Source organism: Streptomyces sp. NPDC050564, assembly GCF_044457265.1.
Taxonomy (GTDB): domain Bacteria; phylum Actinomycetota; class Actinomycetes; order Streptomycetales; family Streptomycetaceae; genus Streptomyces.
Map to the genome: position 1 here is coordinate 111,187 of NZ_JBITGS010000003.1, position 26,579 is coordinate 137,765.

At 70.8% G+C, this 26,579-nt stretch carries 23 protein-coding genes; 2 read left to right on the forward strand and 21 right to left on the reverse strand.

The window, feature by feature from the left end; translation table 11 throughout:
- Window positions 1-21: 21 nt before the first annotated feature.
- From ACIBK0_RS06350 to rpe, 7 genes are all read right to left on the reverse strand, one after another.
- Complete coding sequence (locus ACIBK0_RS06350; RefSeq protein WP_399076243.1) at window positions 22-420, reverse strand: hypothetical protein; 399 nt, start codon at window positions 418-420, stop codon at window positions 22-24.
- A gap of 31 nt (window positions 421-451) precedes the next feature.
- The gene (locus ACIBK0_RS06355; protein ID WP_399076245.1) at window positions 452-976 is read right to left on the reverse strand and encodes a GNAT family N-acetyltransferase; all 525 of its coding nucleotides are present in this window, start codon (window positions 974-976) and stop codon (window positions 452-454) included.
- Window positions 977-1,061: 85 nt separating this feature from the next.
- Window positions 1,062-2,504 (reverse strand): GuaB1 family IMP dehydrogenase-related protein, encoded by a 1,443-nt coding sequence (locus tag ACIBK0_RS06360; protein ID WP_399076247.1) that lies wholly within the window; start codon window positions 2,502-2,504, stop codon window positions 1,062-1,064.
- Window positions 2,505-2,611: 107 nt separating this feature from the next.
- Window positions 2,612-2,989: a barstar family protein gene (locus ACIBK0_RS06365; RefSeq protein ID WP_399076249.1), complete on the reverse strand. Its 378-nt coding sequence runs from the start codon at window positions 2,987-2,989 to the stop codon at window positions 2,612-2,614.
- On the reverse strand, window positions 2,986-3,399 hold the full coding sequence (locus ACIBK0_RS06370) for a ribonuclease domain-containing protein (protein WP_399076251.1): 414 nt from the start codon (window positions 3,397-3,399) through the stop codon (window positions 2,986-2,988). Before ACIBK0_RS06370 ends, ACIBK0_RS06365 begins: the two co-directional genes overlap by 4 nt.
- Before the next feature lie 50 nt (window positions 3,400-3,449).
- On the reverse strand, window positions 3,450-4,493 hold the full coding sequence (locus ACIBK0_RS06375) for a sugar-binding transcriptional regulator (RefSeq protein ID WP_399076253.1): 1,044 nt from the start codon (window positions 4,491-4,493) through the stop codon (window positions 3,450-3,452).
- A gap of 78 nt (window positions 4,494-4,571) precedes the next feature.
- Window positions 4,572-5,258 (reverse strand): ribulose-phosphate 3-epimerase, encoded by a 687-nt coding sequence (gene rpe / locus ACIBK0_RS06380; RefSeq protein ID WP_399076255.1) that lies wholly within the window; start codon window positions 5,256-5,258, stop codon window positions 4,572-4,574.
- A 134-nt stretch (window positions 5,259-5,392) separates the two neighbouring features.
- Here rpe and ACIBK0_RS06385 point away from each other — a divergent pair, with 134 nt between their 5' ends.
- Window positions 5,393-7,564: an MMPL family transporter gene (locus ACIBK0_RS06385; RefSeq protein WP_399076257.1), complete on the forward strand. Its 2,172-nt coding sequence runs from the start codon at window positions 5,393-5,395 to the stop codon at window positions 7,562-7,564.
- Between the two features lie 89 nt (window positions 7,565-7,653).
- Here ACIBK0_RS06385 and ACIBK0_RS06390 read toward each other — a convergent pair whose 3' ends face one another.
- Complete coding sequence (locus ACIBK0_RS06390; RefSeq protein WP_399076259.1) at window positions 7,654-9,087, reverse strand: RsmB/NOP family class I SAM-dependent RNA methyltransferase; 1,434 nt, start codon at window positions 9,085-9,087, stop codon at window positions 7,654-7,656.
- A 188-nt stretch (window positions 9,088-9,275) separates the two neighbouring features.
- Complete coding sequence (gene fmt, locus ACIBK0_RS06395; RefSeq protein ID WP_399076261.1) at window positions 9,276-10,208, reverse strand: methionyl-tRNA formyltransferase; 933 nt, start codon at window positions 10,206-10,208, stop codon at window positions 9,276-9,278.
- Window positions 10,209-10,774: 566 nt separating this feature from the next.
- Here fmt and ACIBK0_RS06400 point away from each other — a divergent pair.
- Window positions 10,775-11,317, forward strand: a complete 543-nt coding sequence (locus ACIBK0_RS06400) for a hypothetical protein (RefSeq protein WP_399076263.1) — start codon at window positions 10,775-10,777, stop codon at window positions 11,315-11,317.
- Window positions 11,318-11,424: 107 nt separating this feature from the next.
- On the opposite strand, the gene ACIBK0_RS06405 is transcribed toward ACIBK0_RS06400, so the two are convergent.
- From ACIBK0_RS06405 to ACIBK0_RS06460, 12 genes are all read right to left on the reverse strand, one after another.
- The gene (locus ACIBK0_RS06405) at window positions 11,425-13,572 is read right to left on the reverse strand and encodes a primosomal protein N' (protein WP_399076265.1); all 2,148 of its coding nucleotides are present in this window, start codon (window positions 13,570-13,572) and stop codon (window positions 11,425-11,427) included.
- 405 nt (window positions 13,573-13,977) lie between these two features.
- Window positions 13,978-15,186 carry a methionine adenosyltransferase gene (metK, locus tag ACIBK0_RS06410; RefSeq protein ID WP_399076267.1) on the reverse strand — a complete coding sequence of 403 codons (1,209 nt, stop codon included), beginning with the start codon at window positions 15,184-15,186 and terminating at the stop codon, window positions 13,978-13,980.
- Window positions 15,187-15,426: 240 nt separating this feature from the next.
- Window positions 15,427-16,629, reverse strand: a complete 1,203-nt coding sequence (gene coaBC, locus ACIBK0_RS06415; RefSeq protein ID WP_399076269.1) for a bifunctional phosphopantothenoylcysteine decarboxylase/phosphopantothenate--cysteine ligase CoaBC — start codon at window positions 16,627-16,629, stop codon at window positions 15,427-15,429.
- A 96-nt stretch (window positions 16,630-16,725) separates the two neighbouring features.
- Window positions 16,726-16,998, reverse strand: a complete 273-nt coding sequence (gene rpoZ, locus ACIBK0_RS06420; protein WP_003982715.1) for a DNA-directed RNA polymerase subunit omega — start codon at window positions 16,996-16,998, stop codon at window positions 16,726-16,728.
- A gap of 37 nt (window positions 16,999-17,035) precedes the next feature.
- Window positions 17,036-17,593 carry a guanylate kinase gene (gene gmk, locus ACIBK0_RS06425; RefSeq protein ID WP_399076274.1) on the reverse strand — a complete coding sequence of 186 codons (558 nt, stop codon included), beginning with the start codon at window positions 17,591-17,593 and terminating at the stop codon, window positions 17,036-17,038.
- 37 nt (window positions 17,594-17,630) lie between these two features.
- Window positions 17,631-17,954, reverse strand: coding sequence for an integration host factor (locus ACIBK0_RS06430; protein ID WP_016638838.1), 324 nt, complete (start codon window positions 17,952-17,954; stop codon window positions 17,631-17,633).
- A 310-nt stretch (window positions 17,955-18,264) separates the two neighbouring features.
- Window positions 18,265-19,107: an orotidine-5'-phosphate decarboxylase gene (pyrF, locus tag ACIBK0_RS06435; RefSeq protein WP_399076276.1), complete on the reverse strand. Its 843-nt coding sequence runs from the start codon at window positions 19,105-19,107 to the stop codon at window positions 18,265-18,267.
- Window positions 19,104-20,210 carry a quinone-dependent dihydroorotate dehydrogenase gene (locus ACIBK0_RS06440; RefSeq protein WP_399076278.1) on the reverse strand — a complete coding sequence of 369 codons (1,107 nt, stop codon included), beginning with the start codon at window positions 20,208-20,210 and terminating at the stop codon, window positions 19,104-19,106. The genes pyrF and ACIBK0_RS06440 overlap by 4 nt, the downstream gene beginning before the upstream one ends.
- A 75-nt stretch (window positions 20,211-20,285) precedes the next feature.
- Complete coding sequence (carB, locus tag ACIBK0_RS06445; protein ID WP_399076280.1) at window positions 20,286-23,594, reverse strand: carbamoyl-phosphate synthase large subunit; 3,309 nt, start codon at window positions 23,592-23,594, stop codon at window positions 20,286-20,288.
- The gene (gene carA / locus ACIBK0_RS06450; RefSeq protein WP_399076282.1) at window positions 23,587-24,729 is read right to left on the reverse strand and encodes a glutamine-hydrolyzing carbamoyl-phosphate synthase small subunit; all 1,143 of its coding nucleotides are present in this window, start codon (window positions 24,727-24,729) and stop codon (window positions 23,587-23,589) included. Before carA ends, carB begins: the two co-directional genes overlap by 8 nt.
- Window positions 24,726-25,277 (reverse strand): hypothetical protein, encoded by a 552-nt coding sequence (locus tag ACIBK0_RS06455; RefSeq protein WP_399076729.1) that lies wholly within the window; start codon window positions 25,275-25,277, stop codon window positions 24,726-24,728. The genes carA and ACIBK0_RS06455 overlap by 4 nt, the downstream gene beginning before the upstream one ends.
- A gap of 14 nt (window positions 25,278-25,291) precedes the next feature.
- The gene (locus ACIBK0_RS06460) at window positions 25,292-26,578 is read right to left on the reverse strand and encodes a dihydroorotase (protein WP_399076284.1); all 1,287 of its coding nucleotides are present in this window, start codon (window positions 26,576-26,578) and stop codon (window positions 25,292-25,294) included.
- Window position 26,579: the final 1 nt, after the last annotated feature.

Consider the following 26,579-nt stretch of genomic DNA (forward strand, 5'->3'; position numbering starts at 1 on the left):
GCGCGGCTCGGCGCCCCGGCGTCATCCCTCGTCCGGCCCCCCGGCGATCGCCCGCGCCTGCGCCACGTCCTCCTCGTCGAACCCCAGCTGCCCGGGCCGTCCGTACGCCGCCGCCTGCGCGTCGATCCAGCGCGTGTGGGCCTCCCACGCGGCCTGTTTGCTGGTGCCGAGGGCCGCACCGATCTGCGACCAGGAGGCGCCGGACTCGCGGGCGGCGCGGACGGTGAGCTGACGGCCGTACGCCGCCTTGCGGGCGACCACCTCGCTCAGTGCGAGGAGTTCGAGCAGCTCGGCCCGGTCGAGGGCCTCGGCGTCGCTCCCGGCCCCGGCGAGCGACTCCCGTACGCGCAGCTCGTCGAGGCGCGCCACAGCGGTCAGCAGGGTGTACTGCGGCTCTATGCTCTGCGGTGTCGTCGTCATGCCTTCAGCGTCGCGTCAGGCAGGCTTGACGTCAAGAGGGCTTGACGCTCCGCTCGGGGACGAACAGCTCCTTGACCAGGAACACGCAGGCGTCGGCGTGCTCGTGCCGCTCACCGTCGGCGCCCAGGTGCGCGTAGCGGTCCACGTACGCCGCGGTGGGCCGGTAGCCGAGCCGGACGTAGAGCGCGGCGGCACGCGGGTTGTCGTCGCCGACGCCGAGCCCCATGAGCCCGATACCGCGCTCGACCGCCCTCTCCTCGGCGGCACGCACGAGAGCACTGCCGATGCCCCGGGAGCGCAGCGACTCGGGCCACACGAACAGCCCGTTGAGCTCAGGACAGCCGGGCCACGCCGCCCGCACCTCGGGAGCCGCGCACCCGGTCCAGCGGATCTCCGCATGCCCCACGGGCCGATCGTCGAGCCAGGGAATCAGATAGGTACTGTCACCGGCCTCCTGGCGGGCGAAGCGCGCCCGGTGATTCCCGTCGACGCTGTACGACGGCATGAAGTGGTCAAGGACCGCGAGGTCCTCGACCGAGCAGTCCTCGATTCTCATCCGGTCGAGCGTAGCGAGTCCCCCCGCACACGTACGGCCCCTTTTCCCGCCGGGAAAAGGGGCCGTACGGGCAACAGAGAGCGCGTCAGTTCCAGCTGGCGTGCAGCGGCTTGCCCTCGGCGTAGCCGGCCGCGCTCTGGATGCCGACGACGGCCTTCTCGGCGAACTCCTCCAGAGAGTTGGCACCCGCGTAGGTGCAGGAGGAGCGGACGCCCGCGATGATCGAGTCGATCAGGTCCTCGACTCCCGGGCGGGACGGGTCGAGGAACATCCGCGAGGTGGAGATGCCCTCCTCGAACAGCGCCTTGCGGGCCCGGTCGTACGCCGACTCTTCGCTGGTGCGGTTGCGCACCGCGCGCGCGGACGCCATGCCGAACGACTCCTTGTACAGGCGCCCGTCGGCGTCCTGCTGAAGGTCGCCCGGGGACTCGTACGTACCGGCGAACCAGGAGCCGATCATGACGTTGGACGCGCCCGCGGCCAGCGCCATCGCGACGTCACGCGGATGACGGACACCGCCGTCGGCCCACACGTGCTTGCCGTACTTCTTGGCCTCGGCGGCACACTCCAGGACGGCGGAGAACTGCGGCCGGCCGACGCCGGTCATCATGCGGGTGGTGCACATGGCGCCGGGGCCCACACCGACCTTGATGATGTCCGCGCCCGCGTCGATCAGGTCCTTGACGCCCTCGGCGGCAACGATGTTGCCCGCGACGATCGGGACCTGCGGGTCGAGCGCCCGCACCGTCCTGATCGCGCTGATCATCGACTCCTGGTGACCGTGCGCGGTGTCGATGACGAGCGTGTCGACGCCCGCGTCGAGCAGCTGCTTGGCCTTGCCCGCGACATCGCCGTTGATGCCGACCGCGGCGGCGATGCGCAGCTTGCCGTTCGCGTCCGTGGCCGGGGTGTACAGCGTGGCGCGCAAGGCTGCCTTGCGGGTCAGGATGCCGGCGAGCTTGCCGTCCGCGTCCACGGCGGGGGCGTAGCGGCGGTTGGCGTGGTCGAGCTTGTGGAAGGCCTCGCGCGGCTCGATGTCGGCGTCGAGGAGCAGCAGGTCCCGGGACATGACCTCGGTCAGCTGCGTGAAGCGGTCCACGCCGGTGAGGTCGGCGTCGGTGACCACGCCGACCGGCCGGGCGTCCTCGTCCACGACGACGCCCGCGTTGTGCGCGCGCTTGTTCAGCAGCGCCAGCGCGTCGGCGACGGTCTGGTGGGGGGCGAGGACGATCGGAGTGTCGAGCACCAGGTGGCGTCCCTTGACCCAGGAGATGACCTCGGTGATGACCTCGATCGGGATGTCCTGCGGGATGACGACGAGGCCGCCGCGGCGGGCGACGGTCTCGGCCATCCGGCGGCCCGCGATGGCGGTCATGTTGGCGACGACGAGCGGGATGGTGGTGCCCGAGCCGTCCGGGGAAGCGAGGTCCACGCCCTGACGCGAGCCGACCGCGGAGCGGCTGGGCACCATGAAGACGTCGTCATACGTCAGGTCGTACGGGGGCTGGATGTCATTGAGGAAACGCACGTGCTGCACATCCCAGTCGATCAGAGGTGGCCCCCGGACAGGTCAGCCAGGGGGAAGAGCACGTACTTCATTGTCCCATGTCGACTGGTATGCGATGCCCGGACAGATCATCCAGGCTGGTCGGAGAGCAGTTGGTCGGATCCTCCAAGAGAGAGGACGACGGACAGGGTCGCATGGTGCTCCTGATAGTGCCCCGCGGCCGACGCCAGGACCTCCTGGGCGATCTCCCACTCGTCGGGGCGGCGGACCGCGTAGGGGCGCCAGCCGGTCACCACGAGCAGGCGGCCCGGCGTCGCGGGCCCCCAGTCGGGGTCGCCCAGGACGTCCGCGAGCGCGTCCCAGTTCCGGCCGAACCACTCGGGCAGATCGAGGGCGCGCACGCAGCGCTCCATGAAGGCGTCCTTGTCCCCGACGCCGGTGAGGTCGAGTTCGGTGACCTGCCATCCGGCCGCGCGGCACCCGTCCGCGAAGGGCTCGTGGGTCATCTCAGCACCGCCCTGAACGACTTGTAGTGATCACCGCTGTAGTAGATCTCACCGCCCTGCCCGGTGACAATGCGCCGGGCTCCGCGGTCCCGCTCGCCGGGGGTCTTGACGGTGTACTCGTGGTAGTAGCCGCGGGGGTGCTTCGGCAGCAGCCGCTCGAAGTTGCCGAAAACGACGCCGTCCCTGGCGTACGGGAAGGGGCCGCCCTTGTCGATGAGGGCGAGGGTCTGACGGGCCTCGGCGGGCAGCCGGTCCACGGGGACGGTCCGCATGTCGCCGACCCAGGACGGGGCTGCCGTCGACTCACGGGTGTCGGAGACACTCGTGCTCGTCGACGAGCAGCCCGTCAGCAGCACTCCGAGACACAGGAAAAGGCCCGCGAACGCGCGGGGGACGGACCGCAGCAGCATGACGTCGATGCTGCCACGGCCGCCCCCTCGCGGCGCGCGGTGCGGAGCCCTCAGGCCCCGTCGGGGTCCGCCCGGTTCAGAGCCGGACGCGGCGGCGACCCGGCCGTCATCAGATAGTCCGCGGCCGACGTGTCCGTCACCAGGCTGGTGACGAGCCCGGAGCGCAGCACCGCGTCGATGGCGGCCGCCTTCCGCTGCCCGCCCGCGATGGCGACGACCTCGGGAATGCGCCGCAGCCGGTCGGCCTCGACCGTGATGCAGCGTTCACCCAGGTCACGGCCGACCCGCCGGCCCTCGGCGTCGAAGAGGTGCGCGGACATCTCGGCGGCGACACCGAGCGAGGCGTAGTGCGCGCGCTCCTCGTCGCTGAGCATGTCGTGCACCGTGGAGATGCCCGGCTCCCAGGAACCGATGGACACGCACGCGACCGTGACCTTGTCGAAGTACTCGAAGGCGCGGGCGATCCCGGTCTGGTTGCGCAGCGCGGCCGCGGTGGCCGCGTCGGGCAGCAGCATCGGCGCGTAGATGGGGTGCGCGTCCCCGCCCGACACCTGGGCGGCACGCCGCACCGCCTCCACCGAACCGCGCTCGGCGGTCCCGGCGTCGTACACGCCTGTCAGCTGCACCACCGTGCACGGCGGGAGCCGGTCGAGCGCGGCCGCCATGTGAATGGTGGAGCGGCCCCAGGCGAGGCCGAGGACATCGCCCTCGTTGACGAGCTCGCCGAGCAGGTCGGCGGCCACTTCTCCGAGGTTCTCGGGATCGGGTGACTCCTCGGCCTCGGCCGGGGACTCGACCACGACGGCGTGCCTGAGGCCGTAGCGGGCGCGCAGCGCGTCGGAGCGCTCCGCGTCCAGCTCGGCGGGCACGCGGATCTCGATCCTCACCAGATCCCGTTCGAGAGCGGTCTCCAGGACCCGCGCCACTTTGAAGCGGCTGACGCCGAACTCCTCCGCGATCTGGATCTTGGACTTGCCCTCGAGGTAGAAGCGGCGGGCCATGGCCGCCGCCTGCACCAGCTCAGCGGGTCCCATCCGCATGGCTGACCGGCCCGCCGACATACCCGACACGGCGATCTCCTCACTGCTGTTCACACTCTGGATTCGCCGTTCATCCTTGCAGATCCGGCGTACTTGATCCGCCCTGATGGGCGGCGTTCACGTTCCCTTGGCTCAGTGGTCGCACGCCCACGCCGCATGGGACGTCGCCTCCTGTGCCTGGGTGCGCAATGCACGTACCGCCTGAGCCGGGTCCGATGCCCCGTACACCGCCGAACCGGCGACGAAGACATCGGCTCCCGCCTCCGCGCACCGCTCGATGGTGGAGGCCGACACACCGCCGTCGACCTGGAGCCACAGTTCGAGGCCGTGCTTGCTGATCAGCTCACGGGTGCGGCGGATCTTCGGGAGCATGATGTCGAGGAAAGCCTGGCCGCCGAAGCCGGGCTCGACCGTCATGATCAGCAGCATGTCGAGTTCGGGGAGCAGGTCCTCGTACGGCTCGATGGGGGTCGCGGGCTTGAGTGCCATGGAGGCGCGGGCACCCTTGGCCCGGATCTCGCGGGCGAGTCGCACCGGCGCGGCGGCCGCCTCGGCGTGGAAGGTCACGGAACCGGCACCCGCTTCGACGTACTGGGGAGCCCACCGATCGGCGTCCGCGATCATCAGATGGCAGTCCAGCGGCGTGTCCGTCGCACGGGCCAGAGACTCTACGACCGGCACACCGAGCGTGAGGTTCGGTACGAAATGGTTGTCCATGACGTCGACGTGGAGCCAGTCGGCTCCTTCCACCGCGTTTGCCTCCTCGGCAAGACGGGCGAAGTCGGCGGACAGGATGCTGGGGTTGATCTGCACGGCCATGCCCCAAGACTGCCATGCCCGGCACCGGTTGCTCTCCTCGGTCCAGACCTAGGCCGTTCTACGGATGTTGTACAGCGGCCCGACATGCCATGCTGGGCCGCCGACCGGCTCCAGATACGGCTACGGGGGTGGCCATGACGGACGGCAAACAGCGCCATGTGCGCCAGGGACTCATCGGTTTCGTGTGCGGGCGGCGCAGCAAGTGGCTGATCGTCGGCCTGTGGCTGGTGGCGCTCGTGGTGGCGGCCCCGCTCGCCTCGAAGCTCACCGACGCCCAGGACAACGACGCGGCCTCCTGGCTGCCCGGGTCCGCCGAGTCCACCCAAGTCCTTGACACGTCCAACAAGTTCAGGCCCGAGCAGATCCCGGCGGTCGTCGTGTACGCCCGCGAGGGCGGCCTGACCGCCGAGGACAAGCAGGCGATCGCCCAGGACGCCCAGCGGATCAAGGGGCTCACGGCACACGGCGTACGCGGCGCCGAGACGCGCGGCCCCGTCTACAACAACCCGACCGCCCCCGAAGCCGCCCAGATCTACGTGCCGATCACGATGGACAAGAAGGGCTGGGAGGAGATCGCGCCCGCGGTCGACTCCCTCCGTGACCAGGTCGGCAAGGGCGGCGGCGGTCTGGCGGTGCACATCACGGGCCCGGGCGGCACCTCGGCCGACTTCTCCAAGGCCTTCGAGGGCATCGACTCGACGCTGCTGTTCTCCGCGATGGGCGTCGTGATCGTGATGCTGCTGCTCACCTACCGCAGTCTCACCCTGATCTTCGTCCCGTTGATCGGTGTGGTCGCCGCGCTCTTCACGTCCCAGGCGCTGATCTATCTCCTCGCGAAACACGCGGGCCTGACCGTCAACGGGCAGAGCGCGGGCATCCTCACCGTCCTCGTCTTCGGCGCGGGCACCGACTACGCGCTCCTTCTGGTCGCCCGCTACCGCGAGGAGCTGCGCCGCCACGACGACCGCCACGAGGCGATGGCCCTCGCCCTGAACCGTGCGGGCCCGGCGGTGCTGGCGTCCGGCGCCACGGTCGTCCTGAGCATGCTGGTGCTGCTGGCCGCCGAGATGAACTCGACCCGGGGCCTGGGCCCGGTCGCCGCGATCGGCGTGGCCGTCGCCCTCCTCGCCATGGTCACGCTCTTCCCGGCCCTGCTGCTGGTCTTCGGCCGCTGGATCTTCTGGCCGGCGATCCCGCACTTCGGCTCGTCCGACCCGACCGCGAGCGGCGTCTGGGCCCGGATGGGCCGCCGTATCGCCCGCCGCCCGCGCGTCGTCTGGGGCGCCACCGCCCTCGCCCTGGCGGCCCTCTCCCTCGGCCTGCTGCAGATCCGCGCCGAGGGAATCAGCAACGCGGACGCGTTCACCGGCAAGCCGGACTCGATCACCGGCCAGGAGATCTCCGAGCGGTACTTCCCGGCGGGCAGCGGTGATCCGCTGGTCATCGTCTCCCACCGGGCCCAGGGCGAACAGGTCCGCAGTGCGGTGGCCGGTACGAAGGGGGTGGTGCCGAACAGCCTCACCGTGCCCGCCGGTACGAAACCCTCGTACGACGGCAACGTGCTGTTCGAGGCGACGATGAGCGATCCCGCCGACAGCGAGGCCGCGAAACGGACGGTCGAGCGCGTACGGGACGCCGCGCACGCCGTGCCGGACGCCGACGCGCGGGTGGGCGGCGGGACCGCGGCCCTGCTCGACATGGAGGCGGCGACCACCCACGACAACGTCCTGATCATCCCAGCGGTCCTGCTGGTCGTGCTGCTGATCCTGGGGGTGCTGCTGCGCGCCCTGGTGGCGCCGCTGCTGCTGATCGGGACGGTCGTACTGTCCTTCGCCGCAGCGCTCGGCGCCAGCGCGCTCGCCTTCCGGCACCTCTTCGACTACGCGGGCGAGCAGACGGACTTCCCGCTGTTCGTCTTCGTCTTCCTGGTCGCCCTCGGCATCGACTACAACATCTTCCTGACCACCCGGATCCGCGAGGAGGCCGGCCGCCAGGGCACCCGTGCCGGTGTGGTGACGGGCCTCGCGGCGACGGGCGCGGTCATCACGTCCGCCGGCCTGGTCCTGGCCGGCACCTTCGCCGCGCTCGGCACCCTCCCGATGGTCGCCTTCGCCGAGATCGGCTTCGCTGTGGCCCTGGGCGTCCTCCTGGACACCTTCGTCGTGCGGTCGATCCTGGTGACGTCGCTGTTCCTGGATGTCGGAGCGAAGGTGTGGTGGCCGCACCGACTGGCCCAGGAGGCCGGCTCGGGGCGGTCGACGGCGCCGCCGTCACACACTCCGGAACCCGCGTCGCAGCCGGACTAGGGAACCGCCGTCACACACTCCGGAACCGGCTTCGCAGCCGGACTGGGGAACCGGCGTCGCAGCCGGACCGGAACGGGCCGGGGGCCAGGTCAGCCGGTCCTGCGGATCAGCGCCAGGTACATGGCGTCCGTCCCGTGCAGATGCGGCCACAGCTGCACGTCGGGGCCGTCGCCCAGGGCCGGTACGCCCGGCAGGAGCGGACGGGCGTCGAGCAGCTCGGCAGAGCCGTCGTCGTAGTGCTTGAGCACGTCGTCGACGACCGCGCGGGTCTCGGCGAGGTGCGGCGAGCAGGTCGCGTACCCGACGACACCGCCGACCCGTACCGAGTCGAGCGCCGTGCGCAGCAGCCCCCGCTGGAGCGGCGCGAAGCCGTCCAGGTCCTCGGGGCGGCGCCGCCAGCGGGCCTCGGGACGGCGGCGCAGGGCGCCCAGACCCGTGCAGGGCACGTCCATGAGGACGCGGTCGAAGGTGCCGGGCCGCCACGGCGGACGGGTGCCGTCGGCGGCGATCACCTGATACGGCCCGGGGTTGCCGGCGAGCGCCTTCGCCACCAGGCCCGCCCGGTGCGGCTGCTTCTCCGAGGCGAGCAGGACGGCACCGCGTTCGGCGGCGAGCCCGCCCAGCATGGCGGCCTTGCCACCGGGTCCGGCGCAGCCGTCCAGCCAGGCCTTGTCGGGCCCGTCGAGCGGCGCGTTCGCCAGAGCGAGCGCGACCAGCTGGCTGCCCTCGTCCTGGACGCCCGCCCGGCCCTCCCGCACGGCATCGATGGCGCCCGGTTCGCCGCCCTCGGTGAGCCGCACGGCATAGGGCGACCAACGGCCGGGCAGCGCGGACTCGTCCCCGAGCACGTCGAGGAGCTCATCGGCGGTGGAACGCCCGGGCCGGGCCACCAGGGTCACCTCGGGCCGCTCGTTGTCGGCTTCGAGCAGATCCTCGATGCCCGCACGGCTGCCGCCCAGCGAGTCCCACAGCGCGGAGACGACCCAGCGCGGGTGCGAGTGCACGACGGCGAGATGGTCCTCGGGGTCCTGGTCGTAGGGCGGCGCGACCTGCTCCAGCCAGCCGTCGAGATCCTGCTGCGCGACCTTGCGCAGTACGGCGTTGACGAACTTGGCGCGACCGTCGCCGAGCACGACACGAGCGAGCTCGACGGAGGCCGAGACGGCGGCGTGTGTGGGAATCCGCGTCCCGAGCAGCTGATGCACGCCGAGGCTGAGCACATCGAGCACCGGCGGATCGACTTCCCTGAGCGGGCGGTCGACACAGGCCGCGATGACGGCGTCGTACGTCCCCTGCCGACGCAGCGTTCCGTAGACCAGCTCAGTCGCCAGCGCCGCGTCCCGCCCGTCGAAGTCGCCCTTCTCCCGCGCCTTGCGCAGCAGCGGCGGCAGAACGAGGTTCGCGTACGCGTCCCGCTCGTCCACGGCCCGCAGTGCCTCGAAGGCGAGCATGCGGACCGGGTCCTTCTGCGGACGGCGATAGGGCTTGCCGGGCTTGCGCGGCCGACGGGACTGCTCACTCACGAAAAAGGTGCTCCGGATTCTGGATGGTTCGACCCGTCCAGCCTACGTCCGGACAGGCGCGGGGAGACCTTGCGGGCGGCGTGCACCCGAACAGGCATGGGCTCGCGGCGCGGGCGCGCAGTGCCCGCGAGGGGCCCGGCCTCGTCGGCGGGGCGGAGGGGGCGGCCCTCGCGGCCCGCGTACGCCGGTCAGACCCCGAGACGCTCCCCGGAGGGAATCCGTACGCCGCGCGCCCAGTCGGCGGCGCGCATCGGCTTCTTGCCCTGGGCCTGGACCCAGAGCAGCTCGACGGCGTACGAACCGGTCCCGACGTACACGTTGTTCTTGCCGACGGACAGCTCGCCCGGGGCGAGGTCCGTGCGGTCGGGCACCGACGCGACCTGGATGAGCTTGAGCCGCTCCCCCCGGAACACGGTCCAGGCGCCGGGCGCGGGCGTGCACCCGCGGACGACCCGGTCGACGCGCAGCGCCGGGGCGGCCCAGTCGATGTGGGCGTTCTCGACGGTGATCTTCGGCGCCATGGTGATGCCGTCGGCGGGCTGCGGCACGGCCTTGAGGCTGCCGTCCTCGATCCCGTCCATCGTCGCGGAGAGCAGGCCGGAGCCGGCGAAGGCCAGCCGGGTGAGCAGGTCGCCACTGGTGTCGGTGGGCCGGATCTCCTCGGTGACGGTCCCGTACACCGGCCCCGAGTCGAGCCCTTCCTCGATGAGGAACGTGGACGCACCGGTGATTTCGTCGCCGGCCATGATCGCGTGCTGCACGGGAGCGGCGCCGCGCCAGGCGGGCAGCAGCGAGAAGTGCAGATTGACCCAGCCGTGGGCGGGGATGTCGAGGGCGACGCGTGGGAGCAACGCCCCGTACGCGACCACGGGACAGCAGTCGGGTGCGATCTCCCCGAGCCGGGCCAGGAACTCCTCGTCCCGAGGCTTCACCGGCTTCAGCACCTCGATCCCGGCTTCCTCCGCCCGCTCGGCGACCGGACTCGCGACGAGCCGCCGCCCCCGCCCGGCCGGCGCGTCGGGCCGCGTGACGACGGCGGCCACCTCGTGCCGCCCGGAGGCGATCAGGGCGTCCAGAGCGGGAACGGCGACCTCGGGGGTACCTGCGAAGACAAGCTTCATGGGTGGCGGTTGGCCTCTCGGGCGGGAGTTCTTGAGCCCCCGCACACCTGCCGGTGGGGCGAAGCACGGGGCAGCGCACCAGTCTATGCGGCGCCGGGACCCGGGGGCGCGCAGATTCCGCGCCGCCCGCCCCCCCAACTCGCAGCCCCCAACCGCCAGCCCGAACCCCCAGCCCACACCGTCACTCCCAACCGTCAGTCCCAACCGGGGGCCCCCACCCCACAGCCCCAACCGGCAGCCCTCAACCCGCAGCCCCAACAACCCGCGGTCCCACCCGGCAGCCCCCAACCGCAGCCGCCAACGGCGCCCCGCCGCCACGGGAGACCCGCACTTGACACCTGACTCGTACGGGTGGTGCGCGGGCGGGAGAACAAGTGAGCCAAGACCGAAGGCCGAGGCGAGTCCCCCACCGGGGGCGTACGCATCAAGACGCGCCCCGGGCATATGCCCTTACGCACCGGATGCGTGACCAGCGGAGCGCAAACGCGTTGGTCAAGAAAGAGTTGACCACAACGGGCCGCAATCGCGGCCCGATCCTTTTCAACGCCGGTTCGAGAGGCTTGTTCATGGCCGACCACGCAACCCACGACGCCCAGGCTCGGGCAAGCCTGCACTTGCTGGTGCGGGACATCGAGCGGGTCCGCCGGCAGGTGGACGCACTGCGCACGCTCACCGCCCAGTTGGGCAACGTCTACCGCCCGCGCCGCTCCGGCCCCTCCACGGGCTTCGTCGTCTACGGACGCGCCCCCGCCCCGACCGTCCGCCTCGCCCAGGAGCTGCGGGACAGTGTCGAGACCCTGGTCACGGCCGCCGTGGACTTCGACCGCTCACTCGGCTTCTCCTGGGACGCGGTGGGCTCGGCCCTCGGAGTCACCAAGCAGGCTGTGCACCGCCGTTACGGCGCCCGCCGCGCCGCCGCCCAGGCGGCGGCCGAGGCCGAGCGGGCCACCGAGACGTCGGACAGCCGCACGGTAGCCGTCAACACCGGCCTCCCCACGGTGCCGACGGTCCCCGCGGCCCGCTCGATGCCGACCCAGCCGACGGCGGGCAGTCCCACTCTCCGAGAGGACGTCAGGCCCACCGCGTTCCCGGGCCCGCGCAACGGCTGACCGACTCCCCCGCTGCCTCCCGGAGCAGACCGGCCCGGGAGGCAGCCTCATGGTGAGGCAGCCCGCGCCGAGGCGGCCCAGGAGGGCACGCCTTCACTGACGCGCCCTCACCCAATGTCCGGCGGATCGATCCGAACCCGTACGGGCTCGCTCCCCCCACGCGCCATCCGCGCCGCCTGCGCGGTCTTCAGCGCGGTCGCCAGCGCCGCACCGCTCCCGGGCGGCACGCGGATGAGGGCCCGCTCCCAGCGCTCACCCTGAGGCGGCGCGCCCACCCGCCGCGGCCGCCCCGCCTCCGTGACGGCCATCGGTACGGGCCCCAACACTTCGGCGTCGTGTGGCAGTTCGACCACGGCGAGAAATCCGGCGAGAGCCTCCGGCGCACCGGAGACGGCCGCCATCCGAGAGACAGGCGGAAACCCCAGCTCGGCCCGCTCGGCAAGCTCGCGCACCGCATGCCCGACGGGATCCCACCGCACGAGTGCCTGGACGGGCCGCAGCGTCGGCTCGGCGACGACCACCACGGTGCCCCCTGCCCCCTGCGGGCGCACGAGGGCCGCGGCCCCGATCCACCGCCGCAACGCATCCTCACCGGCCCGCAGATCGGGCCGCCCGAGCATCGCCCAGCCGTCGAGCAGCAGCGCGGCGGCGTACCCGCCCTCGGCGACGGGCTCGGCCCCCGGTGTGCTGACGACCAGGGCGGGCGCCTCCGAGACCGTGTCCAACACCTGCTCCCGCCCGGACGTCCGCACCGGAACAGCCGGAAACGCCCGCCCCAGCTCCTCGGCGGTGCGCCGCGCCCCCACGATCTGCGCCCGCAGCCGGAACCCGCCGCACTCGGGGCAGTGCCAGGCCGCCTCGTCCCGCCCGCACCACGCGCACCGCAGCGCCCCAGCGTCCTGCGCCTCCAACGGCCCGGCGCAGTGCCGGCACCGCGCGGGCGCCCGGCACTGCGCGCAGGCCATCCTGGGCACGTAACCCCGCCGAGGCACCTGCACGAGCACGGGCCCGCTCTTCAGTCCCTCCCTGACAACCTGCCAGGCAAGTGTGGGCAGCCGCGCGGCACGAGCCGCCTCGTCCCGCGCGAGATCGCCGTCCCCCACGGTCCGCACGAGCGGAGCGGCCCCCCGCACCTGCTCGCGCTCCGCGACCAGCGGCAGCGCCCACCCGCTCTCGACGAGCTGCGCCGCCTCGACTGTGCAGCCCCAACTCCCCAGCAGAAAAGCGCACTTGTCATGGGCGGCGCGCAGCAGCAGCACTTCCCGCGCATGGGGCTGCGGCGCGTGCTGCTCGCTGTGGCTGTCGTCCCCGTCGTCCCAGATGACGACCAGCCCCAGATCCCGCACGGGCGCGAACATCGCGGCCCTGGTCCCCACGACGGCCCGCACGGACCCGCGCCGGACGGCGAGCCACTCCCGATACCGCTTCTCGGGCCCGGCCTCGGCGGTGAGCACCGCATGCCGCCCCTCCCCCAACAGCGAGGTCAGCGCGCCATCGACCCGGGATACGGCCCGGCCGTCCGGTACGACGACGAGGGCCCCCCGCCCGGAGGCGAGCGTCGCGCCCACGGCTCTGGCGATTTCCTCGGCCCAACCGGGCCCCGGCAACGCGTTCCACACAGCTCGCGGCGCCCCGCCCGCCGCGAGCGACTCCAGAAAGGCGGCCCCGCGCCCGTAGCGCGCCCAGGACCCCACCTCGGGCGCCCCGGGAACCGGCAGCGGCGCGGGCGAGGGCTTTCCTTCGGCCCGCGCGTTCCGCGGCGGCACGGCAAGCTGCAGCACATCCGCGAGGCTCCCCGCATACCGATCGGCGACGGCCCGCGCCAGCCCCAGCAACTCGGGCCCGAGCACCGGCTCGGGAGACACCACCTGGGCCAGCGCGGCGAGCGGCCCGGAGTAGTCGGAGTCGGCGAGCCGCTCGACGAGATACCCGTCGATCAGCCCCCCGCCCTCACGCCGGCCCTCACGCACGCGATGCCGCCCGGCCCCGAACCGCACCCGGACGCGCACCCCGGGCTGAGCTGTCTCGTCGAGCTCCTCGGGCACGGCGTAGTCGAAGTACCGATCCAGATGCAGCACACCCTTGTCGACCAGCACCCGCGCGACGGGCAACTCCTTGGCAAGAGCCGCCCCCCGCCACGTCCGCGGCTTCGCCTTGGGCGCCTTGGCCTGCCGCACCCCCTCGCGAATCAGCGCAAGCTGCTCGGGCGGCGCACCCTCCGCGCCACCCTCACCCCGCCCATTCGCGCTGCTCACAGCAACATTCCTACCAGACCCCACTGACACCGCCGCGCGCCCGAGATCAAGCCGGCCGCGGATCACGAACGCCCTGAGGGCGCTTCTGCCATAGACCGCTCGGCCATACCGGTCCAGGACCGGCAGCAGGATTCGAACCTGCGAGGGAGATCTCCCGGAAGTACCCGCACCCATCGCACCGGGCGCCACGACGTCAGCACCTCCCGAGTTCCAAGCGGCAGCGGACCATGTTCCAGATTCACCGCGCACCATGGATGCACTCCACCGAAGTAACCGCGGCCATCACACCGGGAGATCACCAGCGTACGAACCAGTGGCCGGCCGAACCAGTCAATTTCGACTGCGTGGGAAAACGGCGAGGCCCGGCCCCCCGAAGGGGCACCGGGCCTCGCCGAACAGTTGGTCCTACAGACCGACGGCCTTGCGCAGCGCCTCCACCCGGTCCGTCCGCTCCCACGTGAAGTCGGGCAGCTCGCGGCCGAAGTGGCCGTACGCGGCCGTCTGGGAGTAGATCGGGCGCAGCAGGTCGAGGTCGCGGATGATGGCCGCCGGGCGGAGGTCGAAGACCTCGGTGATGGCGGTCTCGATCTTCTCGGCGTCGACCTTCGCGGTTCCGAAGGTCTCGACGAACAGACCGACGGGCTCAGCCTTGCCGATGGCGTAGGCGACCTGGACCTCGCAGCGGGAGGCGAGGCCCGCGGCGACGACGTTCTTCGCGACCCAGCGCATCGCGTACGCGGCGGAGCGGTCGACCTTGGACGGGTCCTTGCCGGAGAACGCACCGCCACCGTGGCGGGCCATACCGCCGTACGTGTCGATGATGATCTTGCGGCCGGTCAGGCCGGCGTCGCCCATCGGGCCGCCGATCTCGAAGCGGCCGGTCGGGTTGACCAGGAGGCGGTAGCCCTCGGTCTCCAGCTTGATGCCGTCGTCCAGGAGAGCCTTCAGCTCCGGCTCGACCACGAACTCGCGGATGTCGGGGGCCAGGAGCGAGTCCAGGTCGATGTCCGAAGCGTGCTGGGAGGAGACCACGACCGTGTCCAGGCGGACCGCCTTGTCACCGTCGTACTCGATGGTGACCTGGGTCTTCCCGTCGGGACGGAGGTAGGGGATCGTGCCGTTCTTGCGGACCTCGGAGAGGCGGCGCGACAGGCGGTGCGCCAGGTGGATCGGGAGCGGCATCAGGTTCGGCGTCTCGTCGGTCGCGTAACCGAACATCAGGCCCTGGTCGCCCGCACCCTGCCGGTCGAGCTCGTCGTCGTCGCCCTCGACCCGGTTCTCGTACGCCGTGTCGACGCCCTGCGCGATGTCCGGCGACTGCGAGCCGATGGACACGGAGACGCCACAGGACGCGCCGTCGAAGCCCTTCTTCGACGAGTCGTAGCCGATCTCGAGGATCTTTTCCCGCACGAGCTGCGCGATCGGCGCGTACGCCTTGGTCGTGACCTCGCCGGCCACGTGCACCAGGCCGGTCGTGATCAGCGTCTCCACGGCGACCCGGGACGTCGGGTCCTCTCGCAGAAGCGCGTCGAGAATGGTGTCGCTGATCTGGTCAGCGATCTTGTCGGGGTGACCCTCGGTCACGGACTCCGAGGTGAACAGGCGACGGGACACAACGCTCCCTGTGGTTGCAGCGGCTGCTGGCTGATCATTGGCGGACGGGACGGAGGCTGCGCCCGGCGTCGTCCGAGAACAGTTTATCGGTCGCGCTCGCCCGCAGGCCCCCTTGTCTCGCTTCTCGGAAGCGCTGTGACCTGCGGCACGGGCATTCTGCGCCATGACGATCGGTCTTCACCAGGTTCGTCACACCGTATTTCGCGCGGATGGAGGCGTCCGTTGAGGCGAATGAGACATTCACCGCAGGCGGCGTGTCACCAGGTCCCACACGGTCTCGGCCAAGGCCTCCTTGGGCCCGTACGGCACCGGGGTCTCACTGCCGTCGGCCCCGAGCACGACGGCCTCGTTCTCCTCGGAGCCGAACGTCTTGCGCTCCCCCACCTCGTTCACCACGAGGAGGTCGCAGCCCTTGCGCTCCAGCTTCGTACGGCCATTGGCGAGGACGTCGTCCGTCTCGGCGGCGAAGCCGACGACGACTTGGCCGGGGCGCGGGCGGTCCGTCGAGATCTCCGCGAGGATGTCCGGATTGCGGATCAGAACGATCGGTTCCGGTTCCTGACCGTCCTTCTTCTTGATCTTTCCGGCCGCGTACGTGGCCGGCCGGAAGTCCGCCACCGCTGCGGCCATCACCACGACGTCGGCGTCGGCGGCCGCCTTCAGCACCGCCTCGCGCAGTTGCACGGCCGTCCCGACCTGGATGACGTCCACCCCGGCCGGGTCCGGCAGTCCGGTGTTCGCGGCGATCAGGGTGACCCGGGCGCCGCGCGCGGCCGCCGTACGGGCGAGGGCGTACCCCTGCTTGCCGGAGGAGCGGTTGCCCAGGAAGCGGACCGGGTCGAGCGGCTCGCGTGTGCCGCCCGCGCTGACCACGACGTGACGGCCGGCCAGATCGGGCTCGGTCACGCCCCGCGCGAGCACCCGGCGGCAGATCTCGAAGATCTCGGCGGGCTCGGGCAACCGTCCCTTTCCGGTGTCGACGCCGGTCAGGCGGCCCACCGCGGGCTCGATGACGACGGCGCCGCGGCGGCGCAGCGTCGCCACGTTCTCCTGCGTGGCCGGGTGTTCCCACATCTCGGTGTGCATGGCGGGCGCGAAGACGACCGGACAGCGGGCCGTGAGCAGAGTGTTCGTGAGGAGGTCGTCGGCCAGGCCGTGGGCGGCCTTGGCAAGCATGTCGGCCGTCGCGGGAGCCACGACCACCAGGTCGGCCTGCTGGCCGATGCGAACGTGCGGGACCTCGTGGACGTCCGACCAGACCTCGGTGGACACGGGATGGCCGGAGAGCGCGGACCAGGTGGCGGCGCCGACGAAGTGCAGCGCCGACTCGGTGGGGACGACCCGTACGTCATGACCCGACTCGGTCAAACGACGCAACAGCTCGCAGGCCTTGTAGGCGGCGATGCCGCCGCTGACCCCCAGAACGACCTTCGGCTTGTCCACCGGGCCTCCCCAACACTCGAAAACGTACAACCCCATGACACACCACAGGCCCGACAGTCGCGCTGCCGGGCCTGGGATGAAGGAAAGAAACGGTGACTACTGGGCGGGGCCCTCAACGGCCTCGGACGTCAGCAGACCCGCGTTGATCTCACGCAGGGCGATCGAAAGCGGCTTCTCGTGGACGTGGGTGTCGACGAGCGGACCGACGTACTCGAGGAGGCCCTCGCCGAGCTGCGAGTAGTACGCGTTGATCTGACGGGCACGCTTGGCCGCGTAGATCACGAGGCTGTACTTCGAGTCGGTGGCCTCGAGGAGCTCGTCGATCGGAGGGTTGATGATGCCCTCGGGCGCGGTGATGGAAGAGGACACGCTTGGCCTTCCGAAAGGTGGGATTGATCAGTGAAGATCACACAACGTCCATCAAGGCTAGCAGCTCGCGCGCCACGTCCTCGACGGAGGTGTTGACCAGGGTGACATCGAACTCCGGCTCGGCCGCAAGTTCGATCTTGGCCGCCTCCAGGCGGCGCTCGATCACCTCGGGCGGTTCGGTGCCCCGCCCGGTGAGCCTGCGCACCAGCTCCTCCCAGGAGGGAGGGGCCAGGAACACGAGCAGGGCCTCCGGCATGGACTCACGGACCTGCCGGGCACCCTGGAGATCGATCTCCAGGAGGACAGGCACACCCGCCTCCAGGTGCTCCAGGACGGCCTGGCGCGGCGTCCCGTAGCGGTTGCCGGCGAATTCGGCCCACTCCAGCAGCTCACCGTTGGCGATCAGCTTGTCCATCTCCTCGTCGGTGACGAAGAAGTAGTGGACTCCGTGCTTCTCACCGGGGCGCGGCTTGCGGGTCGTCGCCGACACCGAGAGCCAGACCTCGGGGTGTTCCTTGCGCATATGGGCGACGACCGTGCTCTTGCCGACCCCTGAGGGGCCGGAGAGCACGGTCAGCCGCGGACGTTCACTCATGCAGCGATTATTCCAGCAATCCCGGAGTGCCCAGGACTCAGGCGCCGGAGCCGCCGAACTCACGCTCCAAGGAGGCGATCTGGTTCGAGCCGAGGCCGCGTACGCGGCGGCTCTCGGAGATCCCGAGTCGCTCCATGATCTGCTTGGCGCGGACCTTGCCCACGCCCGGCAGGGACTCGAGGAGAGCGGAGACCTTCATCTTGCCGATGACGTCGTTCTCCTGGCCCTGCTTGATGACCTCGTGAAGGGAGGCGCCGGAGTGCTTGAGTCGATTCTTGACCTCGGCCCGCTCCCGGCGAGCCGCGGCGGCCTTTTCGAGCGCGGCTGCGCGCTGTTCAGGGGTAAGGGGCGGAAGAGCCACGCCTACGTCACCTCGGATGTCGAACTGTCGGATACGGACCGGTGAGGAACCTAGTCGCCCCACACCTGGGGAGATACGAGCAACACGCTTGCCCGTTCTCCCCCACTGCCTTGAGGGCGTGGGAGGTGCCCTCACTCGACGGAGACTAGCGGGCAAGTGCGCCAGAGTCAGCGAGAACAGCGGAAAAGTCCTGGTCAGCCTCCCTGGAGCCGGACATTTCGGACATACTGCCCCGGATTTGAGGATGTATTCAGACTCGGGGCGCTCCGAAGACACTCATCGCAGCACTGCCGAGCGACTGTCCGAGGACTCAGACGGTGGCCACGGCGGCCCTGATCTCCTGCGCGAAGCGCTCCGCGGACGCACGCAGCGCGGCCACGTCGGGACCGTGACGCAGAACACCCCGGCTCACGTTCGGGACGACATTGCGCACCGCCGTGCCGAAGACACCCGGAAGATCGGCCGCCGTCGCCCCCTGAGCGCCGATTCCGGGCGCGAGGAGCGGTCCGTTGATGTCCAGGTCGTACGAGGAGAGATCGCCGAGCGTGGCCCCGACGACCGCGCCGAAGGAGCCGAGGGGCGCCTCCCCCGCATTCTCGGTGGCCAAGTGCCCGAGCATCGTCGCTCCGACGTTCCGGCCGTCCGCACGGACCGCGTGCTGCACCTCGCCGCCCTCCGGGTTGGAGGTGAGCGCGAGGACGAAGAGCCCGGCCCCGCTCTCGCGCGCGAGCTCCACCGCGGGCTTCAGCGATCCGTAGCCGAGGTACGGCGACACCGTCAGCGCGTCCGAGAAGAGCGGTGCGTCCTTGCGCAGGAAGGTCTCCGCGTACGCGGCCATGGTCGAACCGATGTCGCCGCGCTTGGCGTCCATCACGACCAGCGCCCCGGCCGCCCGCGCCTCCTCGACCGACTTCTCCAGGACGGCGATCCCGCGCGACCCGAAGCGCTCGAAGAAGGCGCTCTGCGGCTTGAGGACGGCGACCCGGTCGGCCAGCGCCTCGACGACGGTACGGCTGAAGCGCTCCAGGCCCGCGATGTCGTCGTTCAGGTCCCAGTCGGTGAGCAGGGAGGCGTGCGGGTCGATGCCCACGCACAGGGGGCCGCGCTCGTCCATGACGCGGCGAAGACGAGCGCCAAAGGGTTCCAGGCTCATGCGGACTTCCTCACGTCGGCGCCGACCGCGTCGGCGAGGGTGGCGTACGGGCTCGTACGCAGGCGGGCGGCGAGCCCCTTGTGGATGGCGCGGCCCCAGAAGGGGCCCTCGTAGATGAAGGCGCTGTAGCCCTGGACCAGCGTGGCGCCCGCCAGAATGCGCTGCCAGGCGTCCTCGGCGTTCGCGATGCCGCCGACGCCCACCAGGGTGATCCGGTCGCCCACGCGCGCGTAGAGGCGGCGCAGCACCTCCAGGGAGCGTGCCTTGAGCGGCGCGCCCGAGAGTCCGCCGGTCTCCTTCACCAGAGAGGGGTCGGACTTCAGACCGAGTCCCTCGCGCGCGATGGTGGTGTTCGTCGCGATGATCCCGTCCAGGCCGAGCTCGACGGCCAGGTCGGCGACGGCGTCGATGTCCTCGTCCGCGAGATCGGGCGCGATCTTGACGAGCAGCGGCACGCGCCGGTCGGTCACGGCACGGTCGGCTGCTTCGCGGACCGCGGTCAGCAGCGGTCGCAGCGACTGAGTGGCCTGGAGATTGCGCAGACCGGGCGTGTTCGGGGAGCTGACGTTGACCACGAGGTAGTCGGCGTGCGCGGCCAGCCGCTCGGTCGACTTCACGTAGTCGGCGGCGGCCTCGGCCTCCGGTACGACCTTGGTCTTGCCGATGTTGACGCCCACGACGGTCCTGAAGACGGGCGTACGAGCCGCCAGACGCTCGGAGACGGCCGCGGAGCCCTCGTTGTTGAACCCCATGCGGTTGATCAGCGCACGGTCCGGCACAAGACGGAACAGGCGCTTCTTGGGGTTGCCGGGCTGCGGCTCCCCCGTGACCGTGCCGATCTCGATGTGGTCGAAGCCGAGCATCGACATCCCGTCGATGGCGACGGCGTTCTTGTCGAAGCCGGCCGCGAGCCCGAACGGGCCGTGCATCCGCAGCCCGAACGCCTCGGTGCGCAGCTCCTGGTAGCGGGGCGCGAGCGCGGCGGCGATGAAGGTGCGCACTACGGGGACGCGGACGGCGAGCCGGATCCAGCGAAAGGCGAGGTGGTGCGCCTGCTCCGGGTCCATGCGCTTGAAGACGAGGTTGAAGAAAAGCTTGTACATGTCTCGATGTCCTCTTGAAGCCTCATGAGCCTCATGAAGAGGGGGACACCGTTTCCGATGTCCCCCTCAGGGCTGCTAGTCGCGGGCCGCGGTCAGATGCTCGGCGTGTTCCTGGAGTGAACGCACGCCCACGTCACCGTGGTTGAGCGCGTCGATACCCTGGACGGCGGCGGCGAGCGCCTGGACCGTCGTCAGGCACGGCACGGACCGGGCCACGGCGGCCGTACGGATCTCGTAGCCGTCGAGGCGGCCACCGGTGCCGTACGGCGTGTTGACGATGAGGTCGACCATGCCGTCGTGGATGAGCTGGACGATGGTCTTCTCACCGTTCGGACCCTCGCCCTCGCTCTGCTTGCGCACGATCGTGGCGTTGATGCCGTTGCGCTTGAGCACCTCGGCCGTGCCGGACGTGGCGAGCAACTCGAACCCGTGAGCGACGAGTTCACGCGCCGGGAAGATCATCGAGCGCTTGTCACGGTTGGCGACCGAGATGAAGGCGCGGCCCTTGGTCGGCAGTGGACCGTACGCACCCGCCTGCGACTTGGCGTACGCCGTCCCGAACACCGAGTCGATGCCCATGACTTCACCGGTGGAGCGCATCTCCGGGCCGAGGACGGTGTCCACGCCACGCCCGTGGATGTCGCGGAAGCGCGACCACGGCATGACCGCCTCCTTGACGGAGATCGGCGCGTCGAGCGGCAGCGTGCCACCGTCACCGCCCGCGGGCAGCAGCCCCTCCGCCCGCAGTTCGGCGACGGTCGCGCCGAGGGAGATCCGGGCCGCGGCCTTGGCGAGCGGCACCGCGGTCGCCTTCGACGTGAAGGGCACGGTACGCGAGGCTCGCGGGTTGGCTTCGAGGACGTACAGGATGTCGCCGGCCATCGCGAACTGGATGTTGATCAGTCCGCGCACGCCCACTCCGCGAGCGATGGCCTCCGTGGATGCCCGCAGCCGCTTGATGTCGAACCCGCCGAGGGTGATCGGCGGCAGCGCGCACGCCGAGTCGCCGGAGTGGATGCCGGCCTCCTCGATGTGCTCCATGACGCCGCCGAGGTAGAGCTCCTCGCCGTCGTACAGGGCATCGACGTCGATCTCGATCGCGTCGTCGAGGAACCGGTCGACCAGGACGGGCCGGGAAGGGCTGATCTCGGTCGACTCGGCGATGTACGAGGACAGCCGCGTCTCGTCGTACACGATCTCCATGCCGCGCCCGCCGAGCACGTACGAGGGCCGTACGAGGACGGGGTAGCCGATCTCGTCGGCGATGGCCTTGGCCTCGGCGAAGGTGGTGGCGGTGCCGTGCTTGGGCGCCGGGAGACCCGCCTCCGCGAGGACCCGCCCGAAGGCGCCGCGGTCCTCGGCGGCGTGGATGGCCTCGGGCGAGGTACCCACGACCGGCACGCCGTTGTCCTTGAGCGCCTGCGACAGGCCCAGCGGGGTCTGCCCGCCGAGCTGGACGATGACACCCGCGATCGGACCGGCCAGCGACTCGGCGTGGACGATCTCCAGCACGTCTTCCAGCGTCAGCGGCTCGAAGTACAGGCGGTCGGAGGTGTCGTAGTCCGTGGAGACGGTCTCGGGGTTGCAGTTGACCATCACGGTCTCGTAGCCCGCGTCGCTGAGCGCGAAGGAGGCGTGGACGCAGGAGTAGTCGAACTCGATGCCCTGGCCGATACGGTTCGGGCCGGAGCCCAGGATGATCACCGCGGGCTTCTCGCGGGGCGCGACCTCCGTCTCCTCGTCGTACGAGGAGTAGAAGTACGGCGTCTTGGCCGCGAACTCGGCGGCGCACGTGTCGACCGTCTTGTACACCGGGCGCACGCCCAGCGCGTGCCGTACCTCGCGCACGACGTCCTCGCGCAGCCCGCGGATCTCGGCGATCTGCACGTCGGAGAAGCCGTGCCGCTTGGCCTCCGCCAGCAGCTCGGGGTCGAGTTTGTCGGCGGCGGCCAGGTCGTCCGCGATCTCCTTGATCAGGAACAGCTGGTCGACGAACCACGGGTCGATCTTCGTCGCCTCGAAGACCTCCTCGGGCGTGGCGCCCGCGCGGATGGCCTGCATGACGGAGTTGATGCGCCCGTCGGTCGGCCGTACGGCCTCTTCGAGGAGCAGCTTCTTGTCGCCGGGCTCGCCCACGAACGTGAACTGCGAGCCCTTCTTCTCCAGCGACCGCAGCGCCTTCTGCAGCGCCTCGGTGAAGTTGCGGCCGATCGCCATGGCCTCGCCGACCGACTTCATGGTGGTCGTCAGGGTCGAATCCGCCGACGGGAACTTCTCGAACGCGAACCGCGGCGCCTTGACCACGACATAGTCGAGCGTCGGCTCGAAGGACGCCGGGGTCTGCTCGGTGATGTCGTTCGGGATCTCGTCGAGCGTGTAACCGACCGCGAGCTTCGCGGCGATCTTGGCGATCGGGAAGCCGGTCGCCTTGGAGGCGAGGGCCGAGGAGCGCGACACGCGAGGGTTCATCTCGATGACGATCACGCGACCGTCCTCGGGGTTCACCGCGAACTGGATGTTGCAGCCACCCGTGTCCACGCCCACCTCGCGGATGACCGCGATGCCGATGTCGCGCAGGATCTGGTACTCGCGGTCGGTGAGCGTCATCGCCGGGGCGACGGTGATCGAGTCACCGGTGTGCACGCCCATCGGGTCGAAGTTCTCGATGGAGCAGACGACCACGACGTTGTCGTGCTTGTCGCGCATCAGCTCCAGCTCGTACTCCTTCCAGCCGAGGATGGACTCCTCGAGGAGCACCTCGGTGGTCGGGGAGAGCGTGAGGCCCTGACCGGCGATGCGGCGCAGCTCCTCCTCGTCGTGCGCGAAGCCGGAGCCGGCGCCGCCCATGGTGAAGGAGGGACGGACGACGACGGGGTAGCCGCCGAGCGTCTCGACGCCCCCCAGCACGTCGTCCATGGAGTGGCAGATGACGGACTTGGCCGACTCGCCGTGCCCGATCTTCTGGTTCACCGCCTCCACGACGTCCTTGAAGAGGTCGCGGTCCTCGCCCTTGTTGATGGCCTCGACATTGGCGCCGATGAGCTCGACGCCGTACTTGTCGAGGGTGCCTGCCTCGTGCAGCGAGATGGCGGTGTTGAGCGCCGTCTGGCCACCCAGGGTGGGCAGGAGCGCGTCCGGGCGCTCCTTGGCGATGATCTTCTCGACGAACTCCGGGGTGATCGGCTCGACGTAGGTCGCGTCGGCGATCTCCGGGTCGGTCATGATCGTCGCCGGGTTGGAGTTGACCAGGATGACTCGCAGGCCCTCGGCGCGCAGGATGCGGCACGCCTGGGTTCCCGAGTAGTCGAACTCGGCGGCCTGGCCGATGACGATCGGGCCGGAGCCGATGACCAGGACGGACTGGATATCGGTGCGCTTAGGCACGCTGGCCCTCCATCAGGGATACGAAGCGGTCGAACAGGTAGGCGGCGTCGTGCGGGCCCGCTGCCGCTTCGGGGTGGTACTGGACGCTGAAGGCCGGCTGGTCGAGCAGCTGGAGGCCCTCCACCACGTTGTCGTTGAGGCAGACGTGGGAGACCTCGGCGCGGCCGTAGGGGGTGTCGGACACCTTGTCGAGCGGGGCGTCGACGGCGAAGCCGTGGTTGTGCGCGGTGACCTCGACCTTGCCGGTCGTGCGGTCCTGCACGGGCTGGTTGATGCCCCGGTGGCCGTACTTCAGCTTGTACGTGCCGAAGCCGAGCGCCCGGCCCAGGATCTGGTTGCCGAAGCAGATGCCGAAGAGCGGCGTCTTGCGCGAGAGCACTTCCTGCATGACCGCGACCGGACCGTCGGCGGTGGCCGGGTCACCCGGGCCGTTGGAGAAGAACACGCCGTCGGGGTTCACGGCGTACACGTCCTCGGCCGTGGCCGTGGCGGGCAGCACGTGCACCTCGATGCCGCGCTCGGCCATGCGGTGCGGGGTCATGCCCTTGATGCCCAGGTCGACGGCGGCGACGGTGAAGCGCTTCTCGCCGATCGCGGGGACGACGTACGTCTCCTTGGTGGCGACCTCGGCGGCGAGGTTCGCGCCCTTCATCTCCGGGGCCTGGCGCACCTCGGCGAGCATGGTGCCCTCGTCGGGCAGCGCGTTGCCGGAGAAGATGCCGACGCGCATGGCGCCGCGCTCGCGCAGGTGGCGGGTCAGCGCACGCGTGTCGATACCGCTGATGCCGACGACGCCCTGGTGGCGGAGCTCCTCGTCCAGCGAGCGCTTGGCGCGCCAGTTGGAGGGCACGCGCGCGGGGTCGCGTACGACGTAGCCGGAGACCCAGATGCGCTGCGACTCGGGGTCCTCGTCGTTGACGCCGGTGTTGCCGACGTGCGGGGCGGTCATCACGACGACCTGACGGTGGTACGACGGGTCGGTGAGGGTCTCCTGGTAGCCGGTCATGCCGGTGGAGAACACCGCTTCGCCGAAGGTCTCCCCCACGGCCCCGTAGGCACGGCCGCGGAACATCCGGCCGTCCTCCAGGACGAGTACGGCGGGAACCTTGGCAGCTCCCCTGGTGGAGGTCGTCATCGTGCGCCTTCCGTGTCGATGCTCTTGTTGATCATGCTGTTCAGGGTGTCGACCCACTCGTTGTGCTCGGCCGCGCGGTCCGAGCGGAAGCCCGAGTCGAGCAGCTTGTCGCCGTGCGCCCAGGTGACGACGAGGAGTCCGCCCTCGGTGAGGACCTTGCCCGCGATGCCCTTGTCGAGCCGGGCCTCGCGCAGGGCCGCGAGAGGCACGAAGAAGTCGGTCGCTCCCGGGCGTACGACATCCAGGCCCGCCTCCGTCAGAGTCAGCTCGACCCGGCTGCGGGTGCCCAGGCCGTGCGCCACGATGCGGTCGAGCCACTGCCCTGCGGTGGTGGAGCCGTGGTAGCGGCCGCTCATGCTCAGTTTCGCCGGGCCGAGGTCTTCTGGCGCGGTAAGCAGCTCGGGCAGGTCACCCTGGAGGGTGGCGCGCCACTTCCAGCCCTCGCGCATCAGCCAGTAGACGAGCACGACGAAGAGGGTGAGCCCGACGAGCCAGCCGATCCGGCCGGACCAGTCGGTCACGGGCGCCGACTTGTGTTCGGCGGCCATCGAGATGAGAGGTGTCACGCGAGCTTCCCGTCGACGAGGGTGGCCTTGCCCCGCAGCCAGGTGTGCGTGACCCGGCCCGGCAGCTCACGGCCCTCGTAGGGGGTGTTGCGGCTGCGCGAGGCGAAGCCAGCGGGGTCCACGGACCCACGGTATGCCGTGTCGACCAGCGTGAGGTTCGCGGGCTCACCTGCCGAGACGGGACGGCCGTGGCCCGCGGCCCGGCCGATCCGCGCGGGCTTGACGGACATGCGGTCGGCGACGCCGGCCCAGTCGAGCAGGCCGGTCTCGACCATCGTCTGCTGGACGACGGACAGCGCGGTTTCGAGGCCCACCATGCCCATGGCGGCCGCGGCCCACTCGCAGTCCTTGTCCTCGTGCGGGTGCGGCGCGTGGTCGGTGGCGACGATGTCGATCGTGCCGTCGGCGAGCGCCTCGCGCAGTGCCATGACGTCGCGCTCGGTGCGCAGCGGCGGGTTGACCTTGTAGACCGGGTTGTAGGTGCGTACCAGCTCGTCGGTGAGCAGGAGGTGGTGCGGGGTGACCTCGGCGGTGACGTCGATGCCGCGGGACTTGGCCCAGCGCACGATCTCGACCGAACCGGCCGTGGACAGGTGGCAGATGTGGACGCGCGAGCCGACGTGCTCGGCGAGCAGGACATCCCGGGCGATGATCGATTCCTCGGCCACCGCGGGCCAGCCGCCGAGCCCCAGCTCGGCGGAGACGACGCCCTCGTTCATCTGGGCGCCCTCGGTGAGGCGGGGCTCCTGCGCGTGCTGCGCGACGACACCCCCGAAGGCCTTCACGTACTCCAGCGCGCGGCGCATGATCACCGCGTCGTCCACGCACTTGCCGTCGTCCGAGAAGACCGTGACGCCGGCCGCCGACTCGTGCATCGCGCCCAGCTCGGCGAGCTTCTTGCCCTCCAGGCCGACGGTGACGGCGCCGATGGGCTGCACGTCGCAGTAGCCGTGCTCCCGGCCGAGCCGGTAGACCTGCTCGACCACACCGGCGGTGTCGGCGACCGGGAAGGTGTTGGCCATCGCGAACACGGCCGTGTAGCCCCCGCTCGCCGCGGCCCGCGTGCCCGTCAGCACGGTCTCGGAGTCCTCGCGGCCGGGCTCACGCAGATGGGTGTGCAGGTCGACGAGGCCCGGCAGCAGCACCTTGCCCTCGGCCTCGACGATCTCGGCACCGTCGGCGGACAGCCCGCTGCCCACCTCGGCGATCGTGTCGCCGTCGATCAGGACGTCCTGCGGCTCGCCCCCGAGCACCTTCGCACCACGGATCAGGATCTTGCTCATG